Annotated in this window: 21 protein-coding genes and 1 pseudogene; 11 read left to right on the top strand and 11 right to left on the bottom strand. The window is 29.3% G+C overall.

What is annotated here, in order from left to right; all coding sequences use genetic code 11:
• Window positions 1–44: 44 nt before the first annotated feature.
• From Q0L44_RS03970 to dnaN, 4 genes and pseudogenes are all read right to left on the bottom strand, one after another.
• The gene (locus Q0L44_RS03970; protein ID WP_296635577.1) at window positions 45–461 is read right to left on the bottom strand and encodes a VOC family protein; all 417 of its coding nucleotides are present in this window, start codon (window positions 459–461) and stop codon (window positions 45–47) included.
• 53 nt (window positions 462–514) lie between these two features.
• Window positions 515–2,193 (bottom strand): annotated as a pseudogene (gene ggt / locus Q0L44_RS03965) (gamma-glutamyltransferase).
• Entirely contained in the window at window positions 2,190–2,738 is a 549-nt protein-coding gene (locus tag Q0L44_RS03960) for an acyl carrier protein phosphodiesterase (protein ID WP_296635620.1), read from the bottom strand. Before Q0L44_RS03960 ends, ggt begins: the two are co-directional and overlap by 4 nt.
• A gap of 149 nt (window positions 2,739–2,887) precedes the next feature.
• On the bottom strand, window positions 2,888–4,006 hold the full coding sequence (gene dnaN / locus Q0L44_RS03955) for a DNA polymerase III subunit beta (RefSeq protein ID WP_296635575.1): 1,119 nt from the start codon (window positions 4,004–4,006) through the stop codon (window positions 2,888–2,890).
• Between the two features lie 175 nt (window positions 4,007–4,181).
• Here dnaN and Q0L44_RS03950 point away from each other — a divergent pair, with 175 nt between their 5' ends.
• The 3 genes from Q0L44_RS03950 to Q0L44_RS03940 all read left to right on the top strand — a co-directional run bounded on the left by Q0L44_RS03950 (window position 4,182) and on the right by Q0L44_RS03940 (window position 9,497).
• Window positions 4,182–6,668, top strand: coding sequence for a PIG-L family deacetylase (locus Q0L44_RS03950; RefSeq protein WP_296635573.1), 2,487 nt, complete (start codon window positions 4,182–4,184; stop codon window positions 6,666–6,668).
• 142 nt (window positions 6,669–6,810) lie between these two features.
• Window positions 6,811–8,523 carry a sodium:solute symporter gene (locus Q0L44_RS03945; protein WP_296635569.1) on the top strand — a complete coding sequence of 571 codons (1,713 nt, stop codon included), beginning with the start codon at window positions 6,811–6,813 and terminating at the stop codon, window positions 8,521–8,523.
• Window positions 8,523–9,497 carry a Gfo/Idh/MocA family oxidoreductase gene (locus Q0L44_RS03940; RefSeq protein ID WP_296635567.1) on the top strand — a complete coding sequence of 325 codons (975 nt, stop codon included), beginning with the start codon at window positions 8,523–8,525 and terminating at the stop codon, window positions 9,495–9,497. Before Q0L44_RS03945 ends, Q0L44_RS03940 begins: the two co-directional genes overlap by 1 nt.
• A gap of 114 nt (window positions 9,498–9,611) precedes the next feature.
• Here Q0L44_RS03940 and Q0L44_RS03935 read toward each other — a convergent pair whose 3' ends face one another.
• Entirely contained in the window at window positions 9,612–10,397 is a 786-nt protein-coding gene (locus tag Q0L44_RS03935; RefSeq protein ID WP_296635565.1) for a hypothetical protein, read from the bottom strand.
• Between the two features lie 232 nt (window positions 10,398–10,629).
• Here Q0L44_RS03935 and Q0L44_RS03930 point away from each other — a divergent pair, with 232 nt between their 5' ends.
• The 4 genes from Q0L44_RS03930 to Q0L44_RS03915 all read left to right on the top strand — a co-directional run bounded on the left by Q0L44_RS03930 (window position 10,630) and on the right by Q0L44_RS03915 (window position 15,287).
• Window positions 10,630–11,553, top strand: coding sequence for a DUF368 domain-containing protein (locus tag Q0L44_RS03930; RefSeq protein WP_296635562.1), 924 nt, complete (start codon window positions 10,630–10,632; stop codon window positions 11,551–11,553).
• Window positions 11,554–12,564: a DUF368 domain-containing protein gene (locus tag Q0L44_RS03925; protein ID WP_296635561.1), complete on the top strand. Its 1,011-nt coding sequence runs from the start codon at window positions 11,554–11,556 to the stop codon at window positions 12,562–12,564.
• A complete protein-coding gene (locus Q0L44_RS03920; protein WP_296635558.1) occupies window positions 12,542–13,297 on the top strand; it encodes a shikimate dehydrogenase in 756 nt (251 codons plus the stop codon). Before Q0L44_RS03925 ends, Q0L44_RS03920 begins: the two co-directional genes overlap by 23 nt.
• A 109-nt stretch (window positions 13,298–13,406) precedes the next feature.
• Window positions 13,407–15,287 carry a DUF349 domain-containing protein gene (locus Q0L44_RS03915; RefSeq protein WP_296635556.1) on the top strand — a complete coding sequence of 627 codons (1,881 nt, stop codon included), beginning with the start codon at window positions 13,407–13,409 and terminating at the stop codon, window positions 15,285–15,287.
• A gap of 52 nt (window positions 15,288–15,339) precedes the next feature.
• On the opposite strand, the gene Q0L44_RS03910 is transcribed toward Q0L44_RS03915, so the two are convergent.
• On the bottom strand, window positions 15,340–16,113 hold the full coding sequence (locus Q0L44_RS03910; RefSeq protein WP_296635554.1) for a hypothetical protein: 774 nt from the start codon (window positions 16,111–16,113) through the stop codon (window positions 15,340–15,342).
• 2 nt (window positions 16,114–16,115) lie between these two features.
• Window positions 16,116–17,210, bottom strand: a complete 1,095-nt coding sequence (locus Q0L44_RS03905; protein ID WP_296635617.1) for a Nif3-like dinuclear metal center hexameric protein — start codon at window positions 17,208–17,210, stop codon at window positions 16,116–16,118.
• Between the two features lie 51 nt (window positions 17,211–17,261).
• On the opposite strand from Q0L44_RS03905, the gene lpxK reads away from it, so the two are divergent.
• Window positions 17,262–18,287, top strand: coding sequence for a tetraacyldisaccharide 4'-kinase (lpxK, locus tag Q0L44_RS03900; RefSeq protein WP_296635552.1), 1,026 nt, complete (start codon window positions 17,262–17,264; stop codon window positions 18,285–18,287).
• A gap of 61 nt (window positions 18,288–18,348) precedes the next feature.
• Here lpxK and Q0L44_RS03895 read toward each other — a convergent pair whose 3' ends face one another.
• The 4 genes from Q0L44_RS03895 to Q0L44_RS03880 form a co-directional block, all read right to left on the bottom strand.
• The gene (locus Q0L44_RS03895; protein WP_296635549.1) at window positions 18,349–19,245 is read right to left on the bottom strand and encodes an exopolyphosphatase; all 897 of its coding nucleotides are present in this window, start codon (window positions 19,243–19,245) and stop codon (window positions 18,349–18,351) included.
• Window positions 19,246–19,248: 3 nt separating this feature from the next.
• Complete coding sequence (locus tag Q0L44_RS03890; protein ID WP_296635546.1) at window positions 19,249–19,737, bottom strand: histidine phosphatase family protein; 489 nt, start codon at window positions 19,735–19,737, stop codon at window positions 19,249–19,251.
• Window positions 19,738–19,768: 31 nt separating this feature from the next.
• A complete protein-coding gene (pdxH, locus tag Q0L44_RS03885; RefSeq protein WP_296635544.1) occupies window positions 19,769–20,416 on the bottom strand; it encodes a pyridoxamine 5'-phosphate oxidase in 648 nt (215 codons plus the stop codon).
• A 171-nt stretch (window positions 20,417–20,587) separates the two neighbouring features.
• On the bottom strand, window positions 20,588–22,024 hold the full coding sequence (locus Q0L44_RS03880; RefSeq protein ID WP_296635541.1) for a sodium:solute symporter: 1,437 nt from the start codon (window positions 22,022–22,024) through the stop codon (window positions 20,588–20,590).
• Between the two features lie 98 nt (window positions 22,025–22,122).
• Between Q0L44_RS03880 and recR the strand changes: the two genes are divergently transcribed.
• The 3 genes from recR (at window position 22,123) to nusA (ending at window position 24,635) form a co-directional block, all read left to right on the top strand.
• Complete coding sequence (gene recR, locus Q0L44_RS03875) at window positions 22,123–22,740, top strand: recombination mediator RecR (RefSeq protein WP_296635540.1); 618 nt, start codon at window positions 22,123–22,125, stop codon at window positions 22,738–22,740.
• 165 nt (window positions 22,741–22,905) lie between these two features.
• On the top strand, window positions 22,906–23,367 hold the full coding sequence (gene rimP, locus Q0L44_RS03870; RefSeq protein WP_296635537.1) for a ribosome assembly cofactor RimP: 462 nt from the start codon (window positions 22,906–22,908) through the stop codon (window positions 23,365–23,367).
• Between the two features lie 11 nt (window positions 23,368–23,378).
• A complete protein-coding gene (gene nusA, locus Q0L44_RS03865) occupies window positions 23,379–24,635 on the top strand; it encodes a transcription termination factor NusA (protein WP_296635535.1) in 1,257 nt (418 codons plus the stop codon).
• Window positions 24,636–24,679 lie beyond the last annotated feature (44 nt).

Raw genomic sequence — 24,679 nt, 5'->3', positions numbered from 1 at the left:
TTTTTAAAGGTAAAAAAATCAAACTTAAAAAAATCACAAAAAAATTACTTGGCAAATAATTGTCCAATATCTTGAAAAGCTTTGAATTCTAAAGCATTATTTTCTGGGTCTTTAAAAAACATAGTGGCTTGTTCGCCAACCTTACCCTTGAAACGAATGCATGGAGCTATTTCAAACTTTATATTTAAAGCTTTTAAATGTTCAGCAAGTTTATGCCAGTCTTTCCATGTTAAAACGACTCCAAAATGAGGAACAGGTACCTCAAAACCGTCTACAGGATTTGAAATTCTTTCTGGCTTAAAATCATCTTTTTGATGAAGAACCAATTGATGTCCAAAGAGATTAAAGTCTACCCAATTCTCTGTGCTTCTGGCTTCTTTGCATTGTAAAACATCTCTATAAAAGGTTCTGCATTTTTCTAAATTTTGAACAGGTATTGCTAAATGGAAGGGTTGTATCATTATAATTTTTAAGTTGTTGAAATTTTAAGTTTGTATAAAGTTTAAAGTTTGCTTTAAAATCCTGCTGCTGCATCATCACCTCTTTTGTCTGCGCCAGCTTCTAATTTTCCATTAGGTAAAACTAAAATTGCATCAACTCTACCAATAATCAAAGAGTTTCTTTCTAGTAAATCATAGCCTAACTTATTGAGGTTTTTCTTTGTGTTCTTGTCAAAACCATTCGGTTCCATTCTTATAACGTCTGGTAACCATTGATGATGAAAACGTGGTTTATTTACAGATTCTTGCATGCCCATTTTATAATCGACTACATTAATAATATTTTGCAAAACAGAGGTTATAATTGTAGAACCTCCAGGAGTACCAACAACCATTTTTAATTGACCATCTTTCTCTACTATTGTTGGTGTCATTGAGCTTAACATTCGTTTTTCTGGAGCTATTGCATTTGCCTTAGAACCAACTAAACCGTACACATTTGGAACACCAGGTTTGCTAGAAAAATCATCCATTTCATTATTTAGAAAAAAACCAGCACCTTTTACTAAGACTTTAGAGCCATAACCTGTATTTAAAGTGGTTGTAACTGAAACTGCATTTCCAAATTGATCTACAATAGAATAATGGGTGGTTTCATCACTTTCATAACCTAGAATTTTACCATGAGAAATTGCTGATGAAGGTGTAGCTTTATCCCAAGAAAAAGAGCTCATTCTCTTTTTTAAATATTTGGTGCTAGCTAAACTATCTAAAGGAACATCTACATAATCGATGTCCCCTAAATAGTGAGCTCTATCTGCATAAGCACGTTTTTCTGCTTCAGTTAAAAGTTGAATATATTTTGATGAATTATGTTTTATTTTTGATAAATCATAAGGTTCTATCGACTTTAGAATCTGAGCTAAACAAATACCACCACTTGCAGGTAAAGTCATGGAAGTAATATTATGATTTTTGTAAGAAAATTCAATAGGTTTTCTCCATACAGCTTTGTAGTTTTCTAAATCTTTGTGAGAAATTATTCCTCCTAATTCTGTGATGTAATTTACTAGGAAATCTGCAGTTTTACCCTTATAGAATCCATCTTTACCAAAATCTCTAATTTGTTCTAAAGTTTGTGCTAATTCATTCTGAATAAAAGTGTCACCTGCTTTCCATTCTTTATCAAAAATAGTTTTATAATTATTTACTTTTCTAAATCTTTCAGTTGCATAGTTTAAACTTTTAGCTTGTTTTTCAGTAACTATAATACCGTTTTTTGCTAAATCAATGGCTGGTTGAACCAAATCAGAAAAAGGTAAACTCCCTAATTTTTTATGTACTTCAAAAACACCAGCCACAGAACTAGGAATACCCACTGCATGTGCACCTAAAACACTTTTTTTTTTATTAACATTACCTAAGGAATCTAAATACATGTCTTTGTGAGCAGTAATTGGTGCTTTCTCCCTAAAATCTAAGGCCCCTTTTTTGCCATCATTATGTCTATACACCATAAAACCACCTCCACCAATATTACCAGCAACAGGGTATACAACTGCTAATGCAAAATGTGTAGCAACCATTGCATCATAAGCATTCCCCTTTTTTTTAAAATTGATGAACCAATTTCTGAAGCTTCAACTCTTGCAGAAACTACCATTGCTTTTTCTGTAATTAAACCAAGTTCTGGTTTATTATGACAAGCAGTTATAATAAATACAAAGTATGCTATAATAGTTAGTTTTCTCATATTTTCAATTGAATTTCTTTTAATTTAATTTTAGTAAATGCACGCAGATCTTTAAAAAATAAAGTAAAATCTTCTTCTAATTCCTCTTGTAGTATTTCTAAATCTTCGATGGCTAAATTCATTTGAGATTTGCCTTTGGTTCTCTGATTCATACCATTTAAAACTTTAGCAATTCCTTCTTTAAATTGATAATGGTATAAAATATCATACTCAATCATATATTTAATAAAGTTCTGAGATTTGATGGGAAGTTCTAAAGATTTCTCCTTAAAAAGTTGATAAATACTTTGTGTGTAAAGCTCTAAAGGAATTTCTGAATAGCTATTCCAATTTTTTGCCAGAAAGTAATCGTAGAAAATATCTATAATTACTCCATCATAATGTCTGTAACGCTTGTGTAAACGTCTTTTGCTTTTTCTAACTATAGGATGAGCATCTGTAAAGGTGTCAATTTCTCTATGCAAAAATAGACCTTGCTGAATTTCAGTATTAAAATGCCTGAAATTATTTCCTCTTACATGATCTGCAATAAAATTACCAATCATAATATTGGTATTATTTTCTGATAAATAGAGATGTGCTAAGAAATTCATACAAGTAAATGTAATCAAAAAACCACAATAAATTCTGAGTTTAAAATCAGAATTATTGTGGTATTAATATTTAAATTGTTTTAAATATAAACTATCTAAAACTAGTTGTTTAGCATTACTGGCATAACAAGCATAGTTACTTGTTCTCCTTCATCTGTACCATCAATAGGTGTTAAAATACCTGCTCTATTTGGTAAAGACATTTCAATTAAAACTTCGCTAGAACTTAAGTTGTTTAACATTTCACTTAAAAAGCGTGAGTTAAAACCAATTTGCATATCATCACCTTGATAATCGCAACTCAAACGTTCATCTGCTTTGTTAGAGAAATCTAAATCTTCTGCAGAAATATTTAATTCTGTACCAGCCATTTTTAAACGAATCTGGTGCGTAGTTTTACTAGAAAAAATAGAAACACGTCTAACAGAATTTAAGAATGATGCTCTATCTACAGTTAATTTATTCGGATTTTCTTTTGGTATAACCGCTTCGTAATTAGGGTATTTGCCATCAATTAATCTACAAACCAAAACAATATTATCAAACGTAAATTTTGCATTTGCATCATTATATTCAATAGTGACTTCGCTTTCAGAACCACCTAAAATACCTTTTAATAAATTTAAAGGTTTTTTTGGCATAATAAATTCTGCAGTTTGATCTGCAGTTACATCTGTTCTAGAGTATTTTACCAGTTTATGAGCATCAGTGGCTACAAAAGTTAAACTTTGAGAACTAAATTGAAAAAATACACCACTCATTACTGGTCTTAAATCATCATTACCAGCAGCAAATATAGTTTTAGAAATTGCGGTACCTAAAATATTTGCAGGAACAACTGTTTTGCTAGGACTAGGTAAAGAAACTGATTTTGGAAATTCATCTCCACCAAAATAAGCCATATCATACTTACCTTGATCAGAAATTATTTCTATTTTATTGTCTCCTTCAGTTTTAAATGTTAAAGGTTGATCTGGAAACGTTTTTAAAGTATCTAATAACAAACGTGCAGAAACTGCAATTGAACCAGAACTATCACTTTCTACATCTACCACAGCACTCATTGTAGTCTCTAAATCTGATGCAGATACTTTAAGCTGATTTTCAGATAATTCAAATAAAAAGTTGTCTAAAATTGGTAAGGTGTTGTTGCTATTTATAACGCCTCCTAAAACCTGCAGTTGTCTTAAAAGTTGTGAACTCGATACAATAAATTTCATTGATTATTTTTCTTAATTTGATTTACAAATATAATCTTAATAAGCGACTTTTAAAATTAATTTATTAACAGGTTATGAGCAATTTCTTTTTAATTTTAAATAGAATACATTTAAAATTGTACAAGATTAATTACTAATAAAAAAAAGTATATTTGTAGGAAACCAACTACAAAAAATGAAGTATTTACTTTTTTCTATTTTAACTTTTCTATGTGTTAATCTATCAATTTTCTCTCAAAAGCCAGATAAACTTTCCTCGAATGAAATTTTTCAGAAAATAAAAAAACTAAATTTTTTAGGAACAGCTTTATACATTGCTGCTCATCCAGATGACGAAAACACACGTTTAATTGCCTATTTAGCCAATGAAGTTAAAGCAATAACTGGGTATTTGTCTTTAACAAGGGGTGATGGTGGACAGAATTTAATAGGACCAGAAATCAGAGAGTTGTTAGGTGTTATTAGAACCCAAGAATTGTTAGCGGCTAGAAAAATAGATGGAGGTGAACAGCTATTTACAAGGGCCAATGATTTTGGGTATTCTAAACACCCGGATGAAACTTTAGAAATTTGGAATAAAAATGAAGTTTTAAGCGATGTAGTATGGGCAATTAGAACTTTTAAGCCAGATGTAATTATCAATAGATTTAATCATAGAACTCCAGGTACAACTCATGGTCATCATACAAGTTCTGCAATGTTAAGTGTAGAAGCTTTTGATTTGTCAAATGATGAAAATCAGTTTGCAGATCAATTAGAATATACTAATACTTGGCAGCCAAAGAGGTTATTTTTTAATACATCTTCTTGGTTTTACAACGATAAAGATCAATTTAAAGCAGTCTCTAAAAACTTTACCCAATTTGATGTTGGTGTTTATTATCCTTTAAAAGGAGTATCGAATAACGAATTAGCATCTATGGCTAGTAGTCAGCATTTATGTCAAGGTTTTGGTAGATTAACAATAAGAGGTACTCAAACAGAATATGTAGAATTTTTAAAAGGAGAATCACCTAAAGATAAAAATGATATTTTTTCAGGTATAAATACTACTTGGAATCGTTTAAAAAATGGAGGTGAAGTAGGAGATATTTTATATGATATTGAAGAAAATTTTGATTTTACAAATCCTGGCAAGCACCTACCAAAATTACTAGAGGCTTATACTTTGATAGATAAGTTAGAAGATGAACATTGGAAAAGAATAAAAACAACTCAAATTAAAGAAATTATAGCAGCATCTCTAGGGTTGTATTTAGAAGCATCTGCAGTTAGTTCTACAGCAGTTCCTAATTCAAAAATTGATGTAAATTTTGAAGTAATTAATAGAAGTAATTATCCTATCGAATTAATTTCCATACAACCCAGCACTTCAGACAAAAATATTTATAAGGGTATTTCATTAACAAACAACAAAAAGAAAATATTTAAAGAGAATATTTCTTTAAAAGGTGCTAATCATTCAGATCCTTATTGGTTAAGGAAAGCATCATCTTTGGGGATGTATAGCGTAGATGATAAAACGTTAATTGGTAAACCAGAAACACCAAGAGAGATTACAATAGATTTTAATTTGGTCATAAACTATATACCAATAACTATTACTAAAAATGTAATTAGAAGGTACTCAAAACGTGATATAGGCGAAATTTACGAGCCTTTCGAAATTGTCCCAAGTGTTACCACTAAACTAAAGGATAAAGTACTTGTTTTTTCGGATAGTATTGCTAAAAAAGTTGAAGTAGAAGTAAGAGCAGGAGCTAATTTTGTATCTGGAACAGTTAATTTAGAAATACCAAAAGACTGGTCTGTTACACCCAATGAAATCGGCTTTAATATTGCACAAAAGAATGATAAGCAAATGGTTGTTTTTACAGTTACTCCTCCTAAAAATCAATCTAAAGGAAATTTGCAAGTAGTTGCAAAATCTAAAGGACAAATGTTTACGAAAGAATTAATAGAAATTAATTACAGTCATATTCCTAAACAAACCGTACTTAAGAACTCTGAAGCAAAAATTGTTCGATTAAACATTAAAAAGAAAGGAAATAATATTGGGTATATAAAAGGAGCAGGAGATGCCGTTCCAGAAAGTTTGCAGCAAATTGGTTATGATGTTATTAAGATAAATCCAACAGAAATAAACGAAAAAAATTTACAGCAATTTGACGCTGTTGTTCTCGGAATTAGAGCTTATAATGTTGTTAATGAGTTGCAGTTTAAGCAAAAATACTTGTTAGAATATGTTAAAAATGGGGGTAATATGATTGTACAGTATAACACAAATAAGGGAGTAGATGTACAAGCACCCTACCCATTAAAACTTTCAAGAGATCGAGTTACAGACGAACTTGCAGAGGTAACTGTTTTAGATCCCAATAATTCTTTGTTAAATTATCCGAATAAAATTACCGAGAATGATTTTAAAGGATGGGTGCAAGAAAGAGGTTTGTATTATCCAAATATGTGGAGTGAGCAATACACTCCAATTTTATCAATGAAAGATAAAGGAGATACACCTAAATTAGGTAGTTTGTTAATCGCCAAATATGGCAAAGGAAATTATATTTATACAGGTTTAAGTTTTTTTAGAGAATTACCTGCAGGTGTTTCTGGAGCTTATAAATTATTTGCAAATATGCTCAGTGTGGGGAAAGAATAAGAAATAGGACTAATTAGATAAAATTAAATGCATGGAAAAACCTAAATACACCTGGGAAAAAGTTTACACTTACGTTCTAATAGCGAATCTAATTTATTTGATTTTATTCTATTTAATAACAAACCATTTTACAAGTTAATTTATGGTAGTAGCAAGTAAAATACATTATGTAGATTGGATCATTCTATCTATAACTTTAGTTTTTATAGTTGCTTATGGTACTTATGTAACTCGCAAGAACAGTAATGTTACAGATTATATAAAAGGAGGCAACGATTCTAAATGGTGGACAATTGGTCTTTCTGTTATGGCTACACAAGCAAGTGCAATTACGTTTTTGTCAACTCCTGGTCAGGCTTTTCACAGTGGAATGGGATTTGTACAGTTTTATTTTGGTTTACCAATAGCTATGATTGTTATTTGTGCGGTTTTTATACCAATTTATCATAAGTTAAAAGTTTATACAGCTTATGAGTTTTTGGAAGGTAGATTCGATTTAAAAACAAGAAGTTTCGCAGCAATTTTATTTTTGGTACAAAGAGGTTTAGCAGCGGGTATTACCATTTTTGCACCAGCTATTATTTTATCGGCTGTTTTAGGCTGGGACTTATTTGTGTTAAATATCATTATAGGTTTTTTGGTAATAATATACACAGTTTCTGGAGGTACAAAGGCTGTAAATGTGACTCAAAAACAGCAGATGATCATCATATTCTTTGGAATGCTGGTAGCATTTTTTATGATTATGAGCCAGCTTCCAGAAAATATAACTTTTAGTAAAGCTTTAGATATTGCAGGGGCAAGTGGAAAAATGGAAGTGTTAGATTTTTCTTTTGATTTAAATAATAGATATACTGTCTGGACAGGAATTTTAGGAGGAACATTTTTAATGTTATCTTATTTTGGAACAGATCAAAGTCAGGTCCAACGTTACCTGTCTGGTAAATCTGTAAGAGAAAGTCAGTTAGGCCTAATTTTTAATGGCTTATTAAAAGTGCCTATGCAATTTTTTATTCTGCTAGTAGGTGTAATGGTCTTTGTTTTTTATCAATTTAATGCAGCACCTTTAAATTTTAATCCAAAGGTTAATGATGCAATTGCTAACTCTAAATTTAGCACTAAATTTCAGCAATTAGAAAGTGTACATGCTAAAATTGAAGATGAAAAAAGAATGCTTTTTATTGATGGTATTCAAGATAAAGAAAGAGAAAAAATTAAAGTTTTAAATGCTAAAGATTTAGCTTTAAAAGAAGAAGCTAAAAGATTAATTACTGTTTTAAATCAACAAAAAGATTTCAAAAAAATAGAATCTAATGATAAAGACTATGTCTTTATTCATTTCATTTTAAATAACCTTCCAAGAGGTTTAATAGGTTTGTTATTAGCAGTTATTTTATCTGCAGCAATGTCATCTACTGCTTCAGAGTTAAATGCATTAGCAAGTATAACTGCCATAGATTTATACAAAAGAAATGTAAAGGGTGATAAGAGTGAGGAACATTATGTAAGAGCCTCTAAATGGTTTACGTTAGTTTGGGGAATTATAGCAATTTCTGTAGCTTGTATTGCTAATTTATTCGATAATTTAATTCAGCTTGTAAACATTATTGGCTCTATATTTTATGGAAATGTTCTAGGGATATTTTTACTCGCATTTTTTATAAAATTTGTGAGAGGAAATGCAGTTTTTATTGCTGCAATAATTACACAAATTATAATCATACTCGTTTTTATTTTAGATTGGTTACCTTATTTATGGCTTAATCTATTAGGCTGTGTTTTGGTAATGGGAATTGCAATTTTAATTCAATCATTTTTTAAATATAAAAATGATTTAAAACTGAATGAAGTATAATGGTTAGTGATAAAGTTATTAATTGGGGAATAATTGGTCTTGGTAAAATTGCTGATAGGTTTGCAACAGATTTAGCAAATGTAAATAATGTAAAATTGGTTGCTGTAGCTTCTAGAAGTCTAGACAGAGCTAATGAATTTGCCAGTAAATTTAGGGCAGATAAGGCCTATAATTCTTATAAAGCACTAGCTGAAGACCCAAATGTGGATGCTGTGTATGTTGCCACACCTCACAGTTTTCATAAAGAACATGCTATTTTATGTTTGCAACACAAAAAAGCAGTTTTATGTGAAAAGCCTTTTGCAATGAACTCTAATGAGGTACACGAAATGATTGCTGTAGCAAAAGCAAATAATGTGCTTTTAATGGAGGCACTGTGGACCTATTTTTTACCTCATTACCAACTTGTATTAGATCTTTATAAAAATAAAAAATACGGCAAACTGATTGAGCTAAAAGCCGATTTTGGTTTTGTAACCCAATATAATACAGACAGTAGATTATTTAAAAAAGAAGTTGGTGGAGGTTCTTTGCTAGACATTGGTATTTATCCAATTTTTGTAGCTCTAAGTACTTTAGGAAAACCATTGGAGATAAAAGCAGACGCAACATTTTTCGAAAATGGAGCAGATGCTTCTTGTGACATTGTTTTTCAATACAAGAATGCAAATGCTTATTTAAAAAGTACTTTAATTGAGGAGACAGTTACAGAGGCTATTTTTACGTTTGATAAAGCTGAGGTTAAAATAAATACTAGATTTCATGAGCCTTCTACAGTAACAATTACCAAAGATGATCAATCTGAAATTTTAGACTTTAATTATAAGAGCATCGGTTATAATTTTGAAACCGATCATTTTAGTCAATTGTTAAGAAAAGGTGAAAAAGAAAGTCCAATAATGACTTATGACTTTTCTAAGGAATTAATGAAATTATTAGATGAAGTTAGGGTTAAAATTGGTTTAGAATATTAAATTTAGAAAAGTGTTTTTTTAAAAAAAAAGCCACTATAAATAGTGGCTTTTTTCTGTATTCTATTCTGAAAAAAAATTACTTCAGCTGCAGGTAACTTTTTTTTGCTAAGGTTTTTAATCCTCTAAAGTTACTGTCCTTTTTACTTTATTAAAAGGACCATCAATAAAATTGCCATCTGCATCTATAAGTTCTAATTCTATGGTAATTTCTCCTTTTGGTAATCCTTTAACAACCTGAGGTACCCATTCTGTAATAATAAATTCCTTTCCATTAATCGTTGCTTTTACTTTATTTCCGTTTTCAGAAAGTGAAGTGTTTAAAACAAAAAAATCGAGTAATAAAGCATTTGTGTCTTTACCTTTATAAGTTCCTTTTGGTCTACTATATATTAATGTTGGAGCACTAACATCTATGCCAATAGTATCTTTTGGATTCTCACCAACTTCAAACTTCTTAAAAACTACAGAATTTTTGTTTTTAACAGATTCGTGGTAAGAACGACTCAAGAATGCAACTAAATGATGTGTCCCACTTGGTAGCTCTTTAGTGAAATTAGGGGTATAATGTGCGGAGTAAGGTTGGTTATTTAGAATAAAATGAATATGTTGCCCTTTTCCAGAATTAGCTAAAATAGTTGCATTAGGGCTATCAGTTTGTGCACCTAATTCATAATTGGCTACTTCAAACTGAAAATCTACTGCTCCATTTTTTATGTTTTTTGTGTTACTAGGTTTTTTTAATTGTAAAACTGCTTCTGTGTAAGAAGGAGAGTCAGTTAATTTTTCGATGGTTATTTCAGTAATTTGCTTAGTTTCGTCATTTAACTTAGTAGTTTCTTTACCTTTTTTACAAGAGATTGCAATTGCAAAAAGTAATACTAATAGACTTATTTTTTTCATAATCTTTTTATTTAATTGATTTTATATGAATATTTCTGAGAATAAAATTAAAGACTTCTCTAATTTTAATATAAAGATATTAAAAATTAAATTTTTCTAAAGATATATGTTTCATAGAATTTAAGTTTTTCTTTATTTTCTTGATAAAGCAATATTACAATGTATATTTTTGTTTGTAAATAGATAATTTATAAAAATAATTTATATTCGTTTAAAAAGAAATTTATATTAAATGAGCAGAAAAATTAAAGACTACATAAGTATAGGTCTTAAAGGAATTGCAATGGGGGCGGCAGACGTTGTGCCAGGGGTTTCTGGAGGTACAATCGCGTTTATATCTGGTATTTACGAAGAGCTTTTAAATTCAATTAGTAATATAAATGTTGATTTATTTAAAACTTTAAGGAATAAGGGCTTTAAATCTGCTTGGAAAAAATTAAATGGTAATTTTTTATTGGCCTTATTTTCTGGAATATTCATTAGCCTAATTTCTTTGGCTAAAGCCATTAAGTATTTGTTAGAAAATGAACCTATTTTGCTTTGGTCTTTTTTCTTTGGATTGGTTTTGGCAAGTATTATTTATATTGCCAAACAAATAAAAAAATGGAACTTTATAGCTGTTTTAGTGCTAATAATTGGTGCTTTTACAGCATATCACATAACAACTCTAAACCCTTTAGTAAGTGAGAATTCATCACTTTTATTCATGTTTATTTCAGGGGCATTAGCTATATGTGCTATGATTTTACCAGGCATTTCCGGTGCATTTATCTTGGTGCTTTTAGGTGCTTACAAGCCTATTTTATTAGCGGTTAGTGAAAAAGATCTAAAAACGATAGCAGTTGTTGGTTTAGGAGCAATCATTGGTTTATTGTCATTTTCAAAAGTACTAAAATGGTTATTTAAAAATTATAAAGAGTACACACTTGCTGTCCTTACAGGATTTATTATTGGTTCTTTAAATAAAATTTGGCCTTGGAAAGAAACAATTACTTGGAGAACAAATTCACATGGAGAAGAAGTACCTTTTAATCAACAAAGTGTATTGCCTTCTAATTTTGATGGAGATACTCAATTACTATTCGCAAGTCTATTAGCTCTAGTGGGTTTTCTTTTAATTTTAGGAATGGAAAGGATAGCTGTACAAAAAAAATAAATGCAACAAGAAAGATCTTTTCTAAAGAGTGTTAAACTATTCCTGAAAGGTTTAGCAATGGGTGCTGCTAACAAAGTTCCAGGTGTTTCTGGAGGAACAGTTTCTTATGTGCTTGGATTTTATGAAAGTTTAATTTACTCATTTCAAAAGATAAATTTAAAAGCCTTAAAACTTTTAGTCTCAGGGAATTTTAAAAGTTTTATTCAATATACAAATGCTCAATTTATTGGGCTAATCATGGGAGGAAGTATCTTTAGTTACTTTAGTATTTCTCTAATTCTAGACTATTTTTTAAAGCATTACGGGTTGTATGTTTGGAGTTGGTTTTTTGGGATGATAATCGGCTCTATATATTACATTGGTAAAGATTTTGAGAAGTGGAACAGAACCAGTTTTATATCTTTAATTGCAGGAGTTACCTTAGGTTTAGCCATTAGCTTTTTAAAACCAGCTAAAGAAAATGATAATTTATGGTTTGTTTTTTTATGCGGAATTATTGGTGTTTCTGGTATGACATTACCTGGTCTATCAGGCTCTTTTATACTTATATTATTAGGTAATTATGTTCTATTATTAGTAGATTCTGTAAATGTACTTTTAAATGTATTAACTAATTTATTTACAGGTAATTTTGAGGTATTATCTGATGCTATAAAAATAAGATATTTAAAAATTATTGCAGTTTTTACAGCTGGTTCAGCTTTTGGTTTAGTTTCTATTTCTCATATTTTGGGGTATGTTTTAAAGAAATATAACAAGATTGTAAATGCTGTTATTATTGGTTTTATAACAGGATCTTTGGGTATTGTTTGGCCTTGGAAAGAAAAAATATATGTTGAAAATAAGGGACAAGTATTACTAGATAAAGAAGGTAACAAGATTGTAGAGAATTTTGAGCGTTTTATACCAGAGTTATTTAAAACAGAAACATGGGCAGCAATTTTCTTTATCTTAATTGGTATAGCATTAATACTTAGTATAGATTATTATGGAAAAAAAAGAAAAAAGTAGATTGTTCGGTTTATTGGGTAAAGATATTTCTTACTCATTTTCAAGAGGTTATTTTAGTGAAAAGTTTAAGCAACTGAATTTAGATAATCACAATTATGTTAATTTTGATTTACCTAAAATCGAAGATTTTCCAAGTATTTTAGAAGATAATGAATCAGTTTTAGGGATAAATGTTACTATTCCTTATAAAGAAGCAGTAATTCCTTATTTAGATAAGATAGATAAAACAGCCAAAGAAATAGGAGCTGTCAATACCATTAAAATTACCAGAAGAGGAAATTTAAAAGGATACAATTCAGATGTTGTTGGTTTTGAAAAATCAATTACACCGTTATTAAACAAACACCACAAAAAAGCATTAATTTTAGGAACTGGTGGTGCTTCTAAAGCCATTGCTTATGCATTAAAGCGTAATGATATTAAATACAAGTTTGTGTCAAGGAATCCTGAAGGGAAAAAACAAATATCATATGCTGATTTATCGCGAGAAATTATAGAAGATTATACTTTAATTGTAAATTCAACACCTTTAGGGACCTCGCCACACGTTAACAACTGTCCAAATATTCCTTACCAATTCATAACACCTAATCACCTACTTTACGATTTAATTTACAATCCACAGGTTTCTAAATTTTTGGCAAATGGTAGGCAAAAAGGAGCGTCAATTAAGAATGGTTATGAAATGTTAGAACTACAGGCAGAGGAATCTTGGAGGATTTGGAACTCTTAATTTTAGTATAAATTTTAGCTATTAATAAAACTTGTTATTTATGTAAGATGTCCTTATTTTTAAAGACAATATAATCATACTATTATATTAGACCTTAAACATTGTAGATATGTTAGATAATAAAGACGAAAAGCCAAAGGATAAAGAGTTACACAGCTCTGAAAAACCTAGTTTACAAACAGAAAAGAAGGAAAATACAACTACTAAAGATATTCTTACACAAGAAAATTTAGTTAATGAAGTTGAAATACCTGAGAAACTTGATGAGACAGGAAAAGAAAAAGATGCAGAAATAGAAGATTTTTCAAATAAAAATTTAGAGCAATTAGTAGTAAGCCTAAAAGAGGTCTTAGATAATAAACCGATACAAAAAATTAAAGATACTGTAGAACGTATCAAAAGTGAGTTTAATAAAAAATTCGGTACGCTATTAGCAGAAAAAAAAGCTGAATTTTTGGCATCAGGGGGTAATACCATCGATTTTAATTTTACAAGCTCAGTTAAAGTTACTTATAATGATTTATTGTTTGATTACAAGAAAAGGAGGGATGCTTACTATAAGGAAATTGATGCTAAATTAAATCAAAATTTAGACAAAAGAAATGAAGTTATAACAAGTTTAAAAGTTTTAATAGATGAAGCAGATGCTAAAACAATGTATAAAGACTTTAAAGAAATCCAAGAAAAATGGAGAGCTATAGGTCCTGTTCCAAAATCTCATTATAATGATACATGGAAAATTTATCACCATCATGTAGAGCGTTTCTATGACCTCTTAAACTTAAGTAACGATTTACGAGACTTAGATTTTAAATATAATTTAGAGGAGAAATTAAAAATAATACAAAAAGCAGAGGCACTTGTTAATGAACCAGATGTAAATTATGCATCTAAAGAGTTGCAAGAATTACATAAAAATTGGAAAGAAGATATTGGCCCTGTAGCTAAGGAAATGAGAGAGGAGGTTTGGCAAAAGTTTAGTGATGCTACAAAAAAAATCCATGATAAGAGACATGAGCATTTTAAAGAAATGCGTTCTAAGTTTCAACAAATCATAGATAAAAAACTTGAAGTAATAGCATTGATTGAGTCATATGATACCTCAAAAAATAAATCGCACAATGACTGGAAAAAAAGTATTACTGAAATAGAAAAACTTAGGCAAGAATATTTTAACGCTGGTAAATTGCCTTTCAATAAAAGTGAAGAGGTTTGGCAGAAATTTAAAATAGCTACTAAGAAATTTAATACCTCAAAAAACACATTTTACAAAAAAGAGAAGAACGAACAGCAAGAAAACCTGCAGAAAAAGTTAGCCTTAATAGAAATAGCAGAATCTTTTAAAGACAGCGAGGACTGGAAATCTACAACAAATACCTATAAAAAAATACAAGCTGATTGGAAAAAAATAGGCCATGTTCCTAGAAAATTTTCAGACGATATTTGGAAAAAGTTTAAAGGGGCTTGTAATCATTATTTTGACAGGTTAACAAAAGAAAAGAATTCAGTTTCTATAGAACAAAACAAAGTAGTTGAAGCTAAAAAAGAATTTTTAACAAAGTTAAAAGAATCAAAACCTTCTTCTAAAGAAGAAGTATTAGATATTATAGATGCTTGGAGAAAATTAGGGAGTTTACCTAAAAATGCTAAAGAATTTAAAGATAAATTTAATGGTGAAGTAGATAAAATGTTAGAAAACCTGTCTTTAGATAAAGCAGATGTTTTAATGTTAAAATTTACAAACTTAATAGACTCTTATGTTTTAGATAATGATACGAACAAACTTGTTTCTGAGCAACAGTTTATAAGAAAAAAGATTGATGAAATTCAAAAAGAAATTCAACAACTAGAAAATAATTTAGGCTTTTTCTCTAATGCAAAAGAAGATAATCCATTGGTTAAAAATGTTAGAAATCAAGTAGAGAGTTACAAAAAAGATATTTCTGTTTGGAAACTGAAAATGGATTATTTAAAGAGGTTAGACTTTTAATAAAAAAAACTCGAAGTATATACTTCGAGTTTTTTTTTAATTCTTATTAAAATTAAGAAAATAACTTGTCCATTTTTTCTTTTTCTTCCTCTGCTAAGGCAGCATCAACTAAGATACGTCCACTGTGCTCATCAATGGTTATTTTCTTTCTATTCGCAATTTCTAGTTGTACTTGTGGTGGTAATGTAAAATAAGAACCTCCAGACGCTCCACGTTCAATAGCAACTACTGCAAGACCATTTTTAACTTTTGTTCTAATTCTATTATAAGCTGAATATAAATGTTTGTCTAAAGACTCACCAAATTCTTTTGATTTTTTTATTAAAAGAGTTTCTTCTTTTTCAGTCTCTTTTAAGATAGCATCTAACTCAGATTTTTTATGACCTAAATGTTTTTCTTGTTTTGCTAACTTTTCTTTAGTAGTGTCAATCACTTCTATTTTTTGAGCAATTTTTGCTTTGTACTCATTAATTCTTTTTTCTGCCAATTGAATTTCTAAATCTTGAAACTCAATTTCTTTAGATAAAGAATCAAATTCTCTATTGTTACGAACCTTTTGTTGTTGCTCCTCGTATTTTTTCATTAACGACTTAGACTCGTCTATGGCTATTTTCTTATTGTTAATGTCTGTTTCTAGACTAGTAACATCGTTTTCTAAGTTAGAGATTCGTGTGTTTAAACCAGCAACTTCATCTTCTAAATCTTCAACTTCTAGAGGTAGTTCACCTCTTACATTTCTAATTTCATCAATTCTTGAGTCTATCAATTGTAAATCATATAGAGCTCTTAATTTTTCTTCAACCGAAACTTCTTTCTTCTTTGCCATGTTTATATATAATATATAGGATTTGTACTTTTTTCTGATAAAATGACTGCAAAATTACTAAATTTTTTTGTAAGATAATCAACCAAAAGGTTTTTTGTAAACTGTTCACTCTCATAATGCCCAATATCGGCTAGTAGAATACTTTTTTCAGCTTTAAAAAAATCATGGTATTTAAAATCAGCACTAATGTATGCGTCAGCTCCAACTCTTTTTGCGGTATCAATAGCAAAGCTCCCAGCACCTCCTAAAACAGCGACTTTTTTTATGTTTTTCCCTAAAAATTCTGAGTGTCTTACACAATTAGTTTTCATTGTTTTTTTTAGATAATTTAAAAATTTTTTTTCATCCATTTCTTTTTTAAACTCTCCAATCATCCCCATACCTATTTCTTGGTGAATATTATCTATTGTTGTTACTTCATAAGCAACTTCTTCATAAGGATGCTTTTCTTTGAGTGTTTTTAATATTGTAAACTCATCTTTACTTTCAAAAAGTAGGGTTAGTTTTATTTCTTCTTCTGTATGTAATTTGTTTTTTTCTCCATATGTTGGAGTAGATTTCCCATTTCCTTTAAAAGTACCTTTTCCTAAAACATTAAAAGAGGCATCACTGTAATTTCCAAGATTATTTTTATTTACTTTAAAAAGGGCCTCTCTTACAAAAGAGGCTTGTTCTTTTGGGATATAAGTTGTAAGTTTTTTTATAATCCCCTTTTTAGGAATTAAAACAGTTTTGTTTTTTAATCCTAAAACATCACATATTTTAGAGGACACTCCATCTTTTGAGTTGTCTAGTGCTGTATGTGTAGCATAGATTGAAATGTTGTTTTTTATTGCTTTTAAGACAACTCGCTCCACATAATTAGTACCAGTTATTTTTTTTAAACCATTAAAAATAATAGGATGAAAACTAACAATTAAATTACATTTTTTTGCAATGGCCTCGTCTACAGTTTCTTCTAAAGTGTCTAAACATACCAATACATTTGTTATTTTTGTATTTGGATTCCCAACCAATAAACCAACATTGTCAAACGATTCAGCATAATTTAAAGGCGCAAGTTTTTCGATATAATCTGTTACGTTTTTAATAGTCATTTTAAAAATATTGAAATTCAAAGTTAACATTTTTAATGTATTTTTACTCTAATGAAATTACTAAGATTTTTATTGTTACCTTTTAGTTTATTGTATGGTTTAATTACTTGGTGTCGTAATTTATTATATGATTATACTATTTTGAGTTCGACCTCTTTTCAAATACCTATTATAATTGTTGGTAATTTAAGTGTTGGTGGTACTGGGAAAACACCTCAAGTTGAATATCTAGTTAGGTTGTTAAAAAACTCCTATAAGATTGGAATTTTAAGCAGAGGGTATGGAAGAAAAACAAAAGGTCATATCAATGTAAATAATAACCATAAGTCTTTAGACGTTGGTGATGAACCTTTACAGTATTTCCTAAAATTTAAGTCAGTATCAGTATCCGTAAATGAAAAAAGAGTTTCAGGCGTGCAAAATTTATTAAAGAATGAATCTCCTAAAGTAATTCTATTAGATGATGCTTATCAACATAGAAAAATAAATGGAAGTTTTCTAATACTCTTAACAAAATATAATGACTTATTCACAGATGATTTTTTACTACCTACAGGAAATTTAAGGGAGTCCTCTAGAGGAGCCTACAGAGCAAACGTAATTGTAGTAACTAAATGTCCTGAAAGTTTAACTAAAAATCAACAGGATTTAATTACAGCAAATTTTTCTAAATTTAAGAAGCCTGTGTTTTTTTCTACAATCTCTTATGCAAGTTTAACTAAAGGAGCTTTTTCATATTCTATAGATCAATTAATTTCTAAAGAAATTGTATTAATTACAGGTATTGCAAACCCTAATCCTTTAATAGAATATTTAGAAGAAAATAAAATTAATTTTCACCACTTAAAATATCCTGATCACCACCATTTTTCAAAAAAAGATTTAGAAGAAATTTCCACTACTTTTATGAAATTACGTAGTAATGAGAAAGTTCTTTTAACCACAGAAAAAGATTACGTAAGACTTCAAGATAAATTACCTCAACTTTCATTTTTAGAGATAGAAACAAAATTTTTAAATAATAAAGAAAAGGAATTCAATTCCTTAGTTTTAAATTCAATTTCAAATAAAGATTAATATGCTTTATTTTTTTTATTGTAGATATAAATAGATATATAAATAATAGTGTTAGAAGTACTTAAAGTTTATTGAAGTGTAAACTTTTAATAATCCCGTCAGCTAGTCCAATTTTAGGGACAAATATTTTTTTTGCACCACTCCATTTCATGGCAGATAGGTATATTTTTGTTGCAGGAATTATAACATCAGCTCTATCAGGATTTAAACCAAGTTCAGTAATTCTGTCTTGATAACTCATTTTTTTTAAAAATTGATATTGCGCATTTAAATAAATGTAAGAAATTGGTTTTCCCTCAGTTCTACCAGACATTTTGAATAGTTTATTAATATTTCCTCCAGAACCGATTAAAGATATTTTTTTTAAATCTTTTGTGTTTTTGTAGATCCATTTCTGAACGCTTCCAAAAACTTCTTTATTTATAGCTTTCTTATTGTTAAGTAAACGAACTGTTCCCATCTTAAAAGATTTTGAGGTAATTATTTTTCCCTCAGAAAATAATGTAAATTCAGTACTTCCGCCACCAACATCTACATACAAATAAGCGTTATTACCTTGTATTAACTCGTCTAAATCTGTAGATGATATAATACTTGCTTCTTCTTTACCTCCAATAATATCTATTTTTACACCTGTTTCTGCTTCAATTTTTTCTACTATGGTTTCACCATTTGTAGCTTCACGCATTGCAGAGGTAGCACAAGCTTTGTAGCGCTCTACGCCATTTACATTCATTAAAAGTTTAAAAGCTTTTATTGCAGAAATCATTCTATCTGTATTGGAATCACTTATTAATCCATTAACGAATGAATCTGCCCCTAAACGGATAGGTACCCTAACTAAAGAAGATTTTTTGAATTGCGTTTCTTTGTCTTCTTTTACAATAACATTCGAAATCAATAAACGAATTGCATTTGATCCAATGTCTATAGCACCATATTTCTTTATTTCTAACAAGATTTATTTGTGGTTTTTAGGATATTCAATTAAAAAAGTTTCTCCTCTTCGAATATTTTTCCAGTGTTTTTCTTTAAATTTTAAACCAATAATACCACATGTTGGTACATGGGCAATTGGTCTATTTCCAAATTCATTTACAAAGGTGTTTATGCCATGGTCATGACTAAATATAATAGCAGAGTTGAAACCGTCGTCTAAAGCTTTAACAGTTTTTACTAAATATCCATCACTAAAACTATAAAGCTGTTTTTTTATTTGTAAATTAAAAAGTGGAAAACCAAAATTGTCACAAAAAATAATGCCAGTATGTAGAGCTCTATTTGCGCTACTAGAAATAAAAACGTCTGGTTTATCAACCATTTTATTTAGAACTTTAGACATTAAATATGCATCATTTATCCCTCTTTTTTTTAAAGGCCTATCAATGTCATGTATCCCTGAATATTCCCAAGAAGACTTTGCATGACGAACGATATATAATGTTTTCATTTGGTTATTGTTGATTTGTAAATATAAAAATTTAAGGAGCTAAACGTTCTAATTTCCAAGAAAAATCTTTTTCTAATGCATACCTTATTCTATCGTGCATTCGGTTTGGTCTACCTTGCCAAAATTCTATTGATATTGGCTTTGTTATAAAGCCTCCCCAATGTTTAGGTCTTGGAATATCTTTGTTTTTAAATTCTTTTTCGAATTGTTTTAAATTGTCTTCAAGTTCTCTTTTAGAAGAAACAACTTTACTTTGATTGGATGCCCATGCACCAAGTTTACTTCCGTTTGGCCTAGAATTAAAGTAAAGATCTGATGTTTGTTCGGATAACTTTTCTGCTTTTCCTTTAATAATAATTTGTTGCTCTAATGCTGGCCAAAAAAATGATAGGCAAATATTATTGTTTTCGTCTATTGCTCTTCCTTTTTCTGAAGTATAGTTTGTGTAAAAAATAAAACCATCATTGGTTATTTCTTTTAATAACACAATTCTGCTTTTAGGAAAACCATCTTTTCCGATAGTGGAAATACACATAGCATTTGCCTCTTCTATATAATCTGATTCCTCTGCATTTTTAAACCAAATTTGGAAAAGTTCCATTGGGTTTTTCGGGCAGTTATTTTCTAAAAGTTCTTTCTTATTGTATGTTTTTCTATAATTACTTAAATCTCTAGTCATTACTTAAATTTATATTGTAAAAATACGAATGATTTAAAAATAAAATCAAAAAAATGAAGTAAAAAAAAGAGCGATAAAGTCGGCTCTTGAAATTAATAGTCTTAAATTATTACTATTAAAAATTATTTTAGATTTTTCGTAATCATTTTCTTTAGTAGCTTCTTTTAAAAACTAATTATTTTTTCTGTTTTTTATTATGTAGAGTCCTATAAATGTAAAAGCTCCATTAATAATTAATAAAGCATAACCAAAGTTAAAATTAAATGTAAGCAATGAAAAATAATTGGATAAATACGTAATTATAGGTGATAAAATACAAATAAAAGGAACCCATTTATCTTTAACATTCAATTTTGTAAAAAGTCCAAAAGCATATAACCCTAAAAGTGGTCCGTAGGTATAATTGGCAAACGTAAATATTTTTGCAATAACACTTGCATCTGCAATAAAATATTTAAAAATTAGGATAGTTATAATTATAATAAAGGAGAAAATCACATGAATTTTTTTTCTTGTTTTTTCTTGCTGATTTTTATTCTTGTCAATTTCTAGAATGTCAATACTAAATGAAGTAGTTAAAGAAGTTAAAGCAGAATCTGCACTAGAGTAAGCTGCTGCTATTAATCCAAGGAGAAAAAATATAGCTGTGGTAATACCTAATGTACTTTTTGTAGCAATAATTGGAAATAATTCATCTTTTTGAGCAGTAATATCATTCAATATTGCGTAATCTGTTAATAAAACCCCTAAAGCTAAGAAAAAGAAATTTACAATTACCAATACAATGGTAAACCAAAACATGTTTTTTTGAGCATCTTTTAAGCTTCTACAAGTTAAATTTTTTTGCATCATATCTTGATCTAAACCAGTCATTACTATTGCAACAAAAACACCAGCCAAAAATCTTTTCCAAAAATAGTCACCTGATTTTATATCATTAAAAAAGAATGTTTTAGAGAGTTTGTTTTCAGAGATATAGCTAAATAAATTAATAATCTGCATTTCTTTGGTAATGGTGTAAATACAAACTCCAACAGCAATTAACATAAATAGGGTTTGTAAAGAATCTGTCCAAACAATTGTTTTAATTCCGCCTTTAAAAGTATACAACCAAATGAGTAGAATAGTTATGGTTACTGTAATCCAAAAAGGGATACCATAGGCATCAAACAATAGAAGTTGTAAGACATTTGCTACTAAAAAAAGGCGGAAAGAGGCCCCAATAACCCTAGAAAGCAGAAAAAAACTTGCCCCAGTTTTATAGGAGTAGATTCCAAACCTATCTTTTAAATAGGTGTATATTGATGTTAAGTTTAAATGATAATATAATGGTAGTAAAATGAGTCCGATGATTGCATACCCAACAATGTAACCTAAAACCATTTGCATATAGCTCATGCTTTGTGCTTCTACCCATCCAGGTACAGATATAAATGTAACTCCAGAAAGAGAGGCTCCTATCATTCCAAAGGCAACTAAATACCATGGAGATGAATTATTAGCTTTAAAAAAGGTTGTATTATTGGCAGATTTACTAGTGAAGAAAGATATTGTCATTAAAAGTGAAAAATATCCAACAATTAAAAGTATAATATATTGTGGTTGCATTTTGTAATACTCTTTAGAAAAGTACGAATATATATTATTTAACAGTCTTTTTTATTTTTTATTGATTCTTTTCTTTTGAATAATTTAAATTTGCAAATATGGATTTTTCATCAAAAATTTTAGAAAATGCAGTAAATGAAGTTTCACGTTTACCAGGGATTGGTAAACGAACAGCATTGCGTTTAGTTTTACATTTGTTAAAGCAACCAAAAGAAAATACGAATTACTTAGCCGAAGCATTATTACAGTTAAGAAATGATATAAAATCTTGTCAAAACTGTCATAATATATCTGATACTGTATTTTGTGATATTTGTAATAATTCGAAGCGAAATTCAGAAATAGTTTGTGTTGTCGAAGATATCAGAGATGTAATGGCAATTGAAAGTACTTCTCAATATAAAGGATTATATCACGTTTTAGGAGGTAAAATTTCACCTATAGAGGGAATAGGACCTCAAAATTTACAGATAGAATCTTTAGTTGAAAAAGTTGACAAAGGAACCGTAAAAGAGTTAATTTTTGCATTAAGTTCGACCATGGAAGGTGATACCACTAACTTCTATATTTACAAACAAATAGAAAAATATGATATTACTACTTCTACCATAGCTCGCGGAATTTCAGTAGGTGATGAGTTAGAGTATGCAGATGAAGTTACCCTGGGAAGGTCCATTGTAAATAGAATTCCTTTTGCTGATTCGATGAGAAATTAGTTTATAAAAAAAGATTACTCTAAATTCCTTTTTGTTGTAATTAAAATGAGTAAGATTCCATTTGCTTAATTGCAAACAATTTGTATATTTGCAAAGAATTTAGCAATGTTTGATAAATGAGGGGACTTAAAGTCCCCTCTTTTTATACTCAAAAGAAAGGTTTTTATGAATCAACAGAAAATTAAAGATTTAATAGATGAAGCTTTAGCATTAAATGAAAGTCTATTTTTAATTGATATTGTAATTTCTGAGAATAATAAAATTCAAATAACAGTAGACGGTGATAATGGAGTTCCCCTAAGCGAGTGCATTAGAATTAGTAGAAATGTAGAGCATAATTTAGACAGAGAAGAAGAAGATTTCTCACTCGAAGTGACAACTCCAGATATTTCTCACCCATTAAAAGAAAGAAGGCAGTACGTAAAAAATATCAATAGGATATTAAAAGTAAAGACTGCAGAAGATAAATTAGAAGGAACTCTTGTAGAAGCAGATGATGAAAAGATTGTGCTAAATTGGAAAACAAGAGAGCCAAAACCAATAGGTAAAGGAAAAGTTACCGTACAAAAATCGGCAACTTTAACATATAAAGAAATTAAAGAAGCAAAAGTGAAGATTGTATTTTAAGTAAAGATGTAATGGAAAATATAGCGTTAATTGATTCGTTTTCAGAGTTTAAAGATAATAAAAGTATAGACAGAGTAACTTTAATGTCTATTTTAGAAGAAGTTTTTAGAGCCGCTTTAAAACGTAAGTTTGGTTCAGATGATAATTTTGATATTATCATAAATCCAGATAAAGGAGATTTAGAAATTTGGAGGAATAGAGTTGTTGTTGCAGATGGTTTTTCTGAAGATGATAATGAGGAAATTGAACTTTCTGAAGCTAGAAAAATTGAACCTGACTTTGAAATTGGAGAAGATGTTTCGGAAGAGGTGAAATTAATAGATTTAGGAAGAAGAGCAATTTTAGCCTTACGTCAAAATTTGATTTCAAAAATATATGAGCATGATAGTACAAATATCTTTAAACAATTTAAAGATTTAGAAGGAGATCTATTTAGCGCAGAAGTTCACCATATACGCCATAATGCAATTATTTTGTTAGACGATGAAGGTAACGAAATTGTACTTCCTAAAAGTGAACAAATTCGTTCTGACTTTTTTAGAAAAGGAGATAATGTAAGAGGGGTTATAAAAACTGTAGAACTAAGAGGTAATAAACCTGCCATTATCTTATCAAGAACATCGCCAACATTTTTAACAAAATTATTCGAGCAAGAAATTCCAGAAGTATTTGATGGATTAATAACTGTTGAGGGGGTAGCAAGAATACCTGGAGAAAAAGCAAAAGTAGCTGTAGATTCTTATGACGATAGAATAGATCCAGTTGGAGCTTGTGTAGGGGTTAAAGGATCTAGAATTCATGGTATTGTTAGAGAATTGGGTAATGAGAACATAGATGTTATTAATTACACTAAGAATGAACAGTTATTTATATCCAGAGCATTAAGCCCTGCAAAGGTTACGTCGATGGAAATTACAATGTATGAAGAAGAAAAGAACGGTAAAAAAGGTCGTGTAAGCGTTCTTTTAAAACCAGAAGAAGTTTCTAAAGCAATTGGTAGAGGTGGAGTTAATATTAGATTAGCAAGTGAGTTAACTGGCTTCGAAATAGACGTTCAAAGAGAAGGTTTAGAAGAAGAAGATGTAGAGTTAACTGAATTTATAGATGAAATTGAAGACTGGGTAATTACAGAATTCAAGAAAATTGGTTTAGATACCGCTAGAAGCGTGTTAGAGACTAGTGTTGCTGAATTAGTAAAAAGAACTGATTTAGAAGAAGAAACGATAATTGATGTTCAAAGAATCTTGAAAGAAGAATTCGAGGACTAATTATACTAAAAAACAAAGTAAAAATTATATTTTTACAATTATAA

This window comes from Polaribacter sp. (assembly GCF_024639685.1).
GTDB lineage: Bacteria > Bacteroidota > Bacteroidia > Flavobacteriales > Flavobacteriaceae > Polaribacter.
Note: the sequence above shows the minus strand (reverse complement) of the source record. Positions and strands in the feature narration are given on the sequence as shown.

Bases quoted from the DNA above. Each gene is read 5' to 3' on its own strand.
- pdxH (WP_296635544.1), bottom strand. From the start codon at position 20,416: ATGACTAGAGATTTAAGTAATTATAGAAAAACATACAATAAGAAAGAA.
- Q0L44_RS03970 (WP_296635577.1), bottom strand. From the start codon at position 461: ATGATACAACCCTTCCATTTAGCAATACCTGTTCAAAATTTAGAAAAA.
- Q0L44_RS03945 (WP_296635569.1), top strand. From the start codon at position 6,811: ATGGTAGTAGCAAGTAAAATACATTATGTAGATTGGATCATTCTATCT.
- Q0L44_RS03890 (WP_296635546.1), bottom strand. From the start codon at position 19,737: ATGAAAACATTATATATCGTTCGTCATGCAAAGTCTTCTTGGGAATAT.
- rimP (WP_296635537.1), top strand. From the start codon at position 22,906: ATGAATCAACAGAAAATTAAAGATTTAATAGATGAAGCTTTAGCATTA.
- Q0L44_RS03920 (WP_296635558.1), top strand. From the start codon at position 12,542: ATGGAAAAAAAAGAAAAAAGTAGATTGTTCGGTTTATTGGGTAAAGAT.
- Q0L44_RS03905 (WP_296635617.1), bottom strand. From the start codon at position 17,210: ATGACTATTAAAAACGTAACAGATTATATCGAAAAACTTGCGCCTTTA.
- Q0L44_RS03880 (WP_296635541.1), bottom strand. From the start codon at position 22,024: ATGCAACCACAATATATTATACTTTTAATTGTTGGATATTTTTCACTT.
- recR (WP_296635540.1), top strand. From the start codon at position 22,123: ATGGATTTTTCATCAAAAATTTTAGAAAATGCAGTAAATGAAGTTTCA.
- Q0L44_RS03910 (WP_296635554.1), bottom strand. From the start codon at position 16,113: ATGGCAAAGAAGAAAGAAGTTTCGGTTGAAGAAAAATTAAGAGCTCTA.
- Q0L44_RS03915 (WP_296635556.1), top strand. From the start codon at position 13,407: ATGTTAGATAATAAAGACGAAAAGCCAAAGGATAAAGAGTTACACAGC.
- Q0L44_RS03960 (WP_296635620.1), bottom strand. From the start codon at position 2,738: ATGATTGGTAATTTTATTGCAGATCATGTAAGAGGAAATAATTTCAGG.
- Q0L44_RS03940 (WP_296635567.1), top strand. From the start codon at position 8,523: ATGGTTAGTGATAAAGTTATTAATTGGGGAATAATTGGTCTTGGTAAA.
- Q0L44_RS03950 (WP_296635573.1), top strand. From the start codon at position 4,182: ATGAAGTATTTACTTTTTTCTATTTTAACTTTTCTATGTGTTAATCTA.
- lpxK (WP_296635552.1), top strand. From the start codon at position 17,262: ATGAAATTACTAAGATTTTTATTGTTACCTTTTAGTTTATTGTATGGT.
- Q0L44_RS03935 (WP_296635565.1), bottom strand. From the start codon at position 10,397: ATGAAAAAAATAAGTCTATTAGTATTACTTTTTGCAATTGCAATCTCT.
- Q0L44_RS03930 (WP_296635562.1), top strand. From the start codon at position 10,630: ATGAGCAGAAAAATTAAAGACTACATAAGTATAGGTCTTAAAGGAATT.
- nusA (WP_296635535.1), top strand. From the start codon at position 23,379: ATGGAAAATATAGCGTTAATTGATTCGTTTTCAGAGTTTAAAGATAAT.
- Q0L44_RS03925 (WP_296635561.1), top strand. From the start codon at position 11,554: ATGCAACAAGAAAGATCTTTTCTAAAGAGTGTTAAACTATTCCTGAAA.
- dnaN (WP_296635575.1), bottom strand. From the start codon at position 4,006: ATGAAATTTATTGTATCGAGTTCACAACTTTTAAGACAACTGCAGGTT.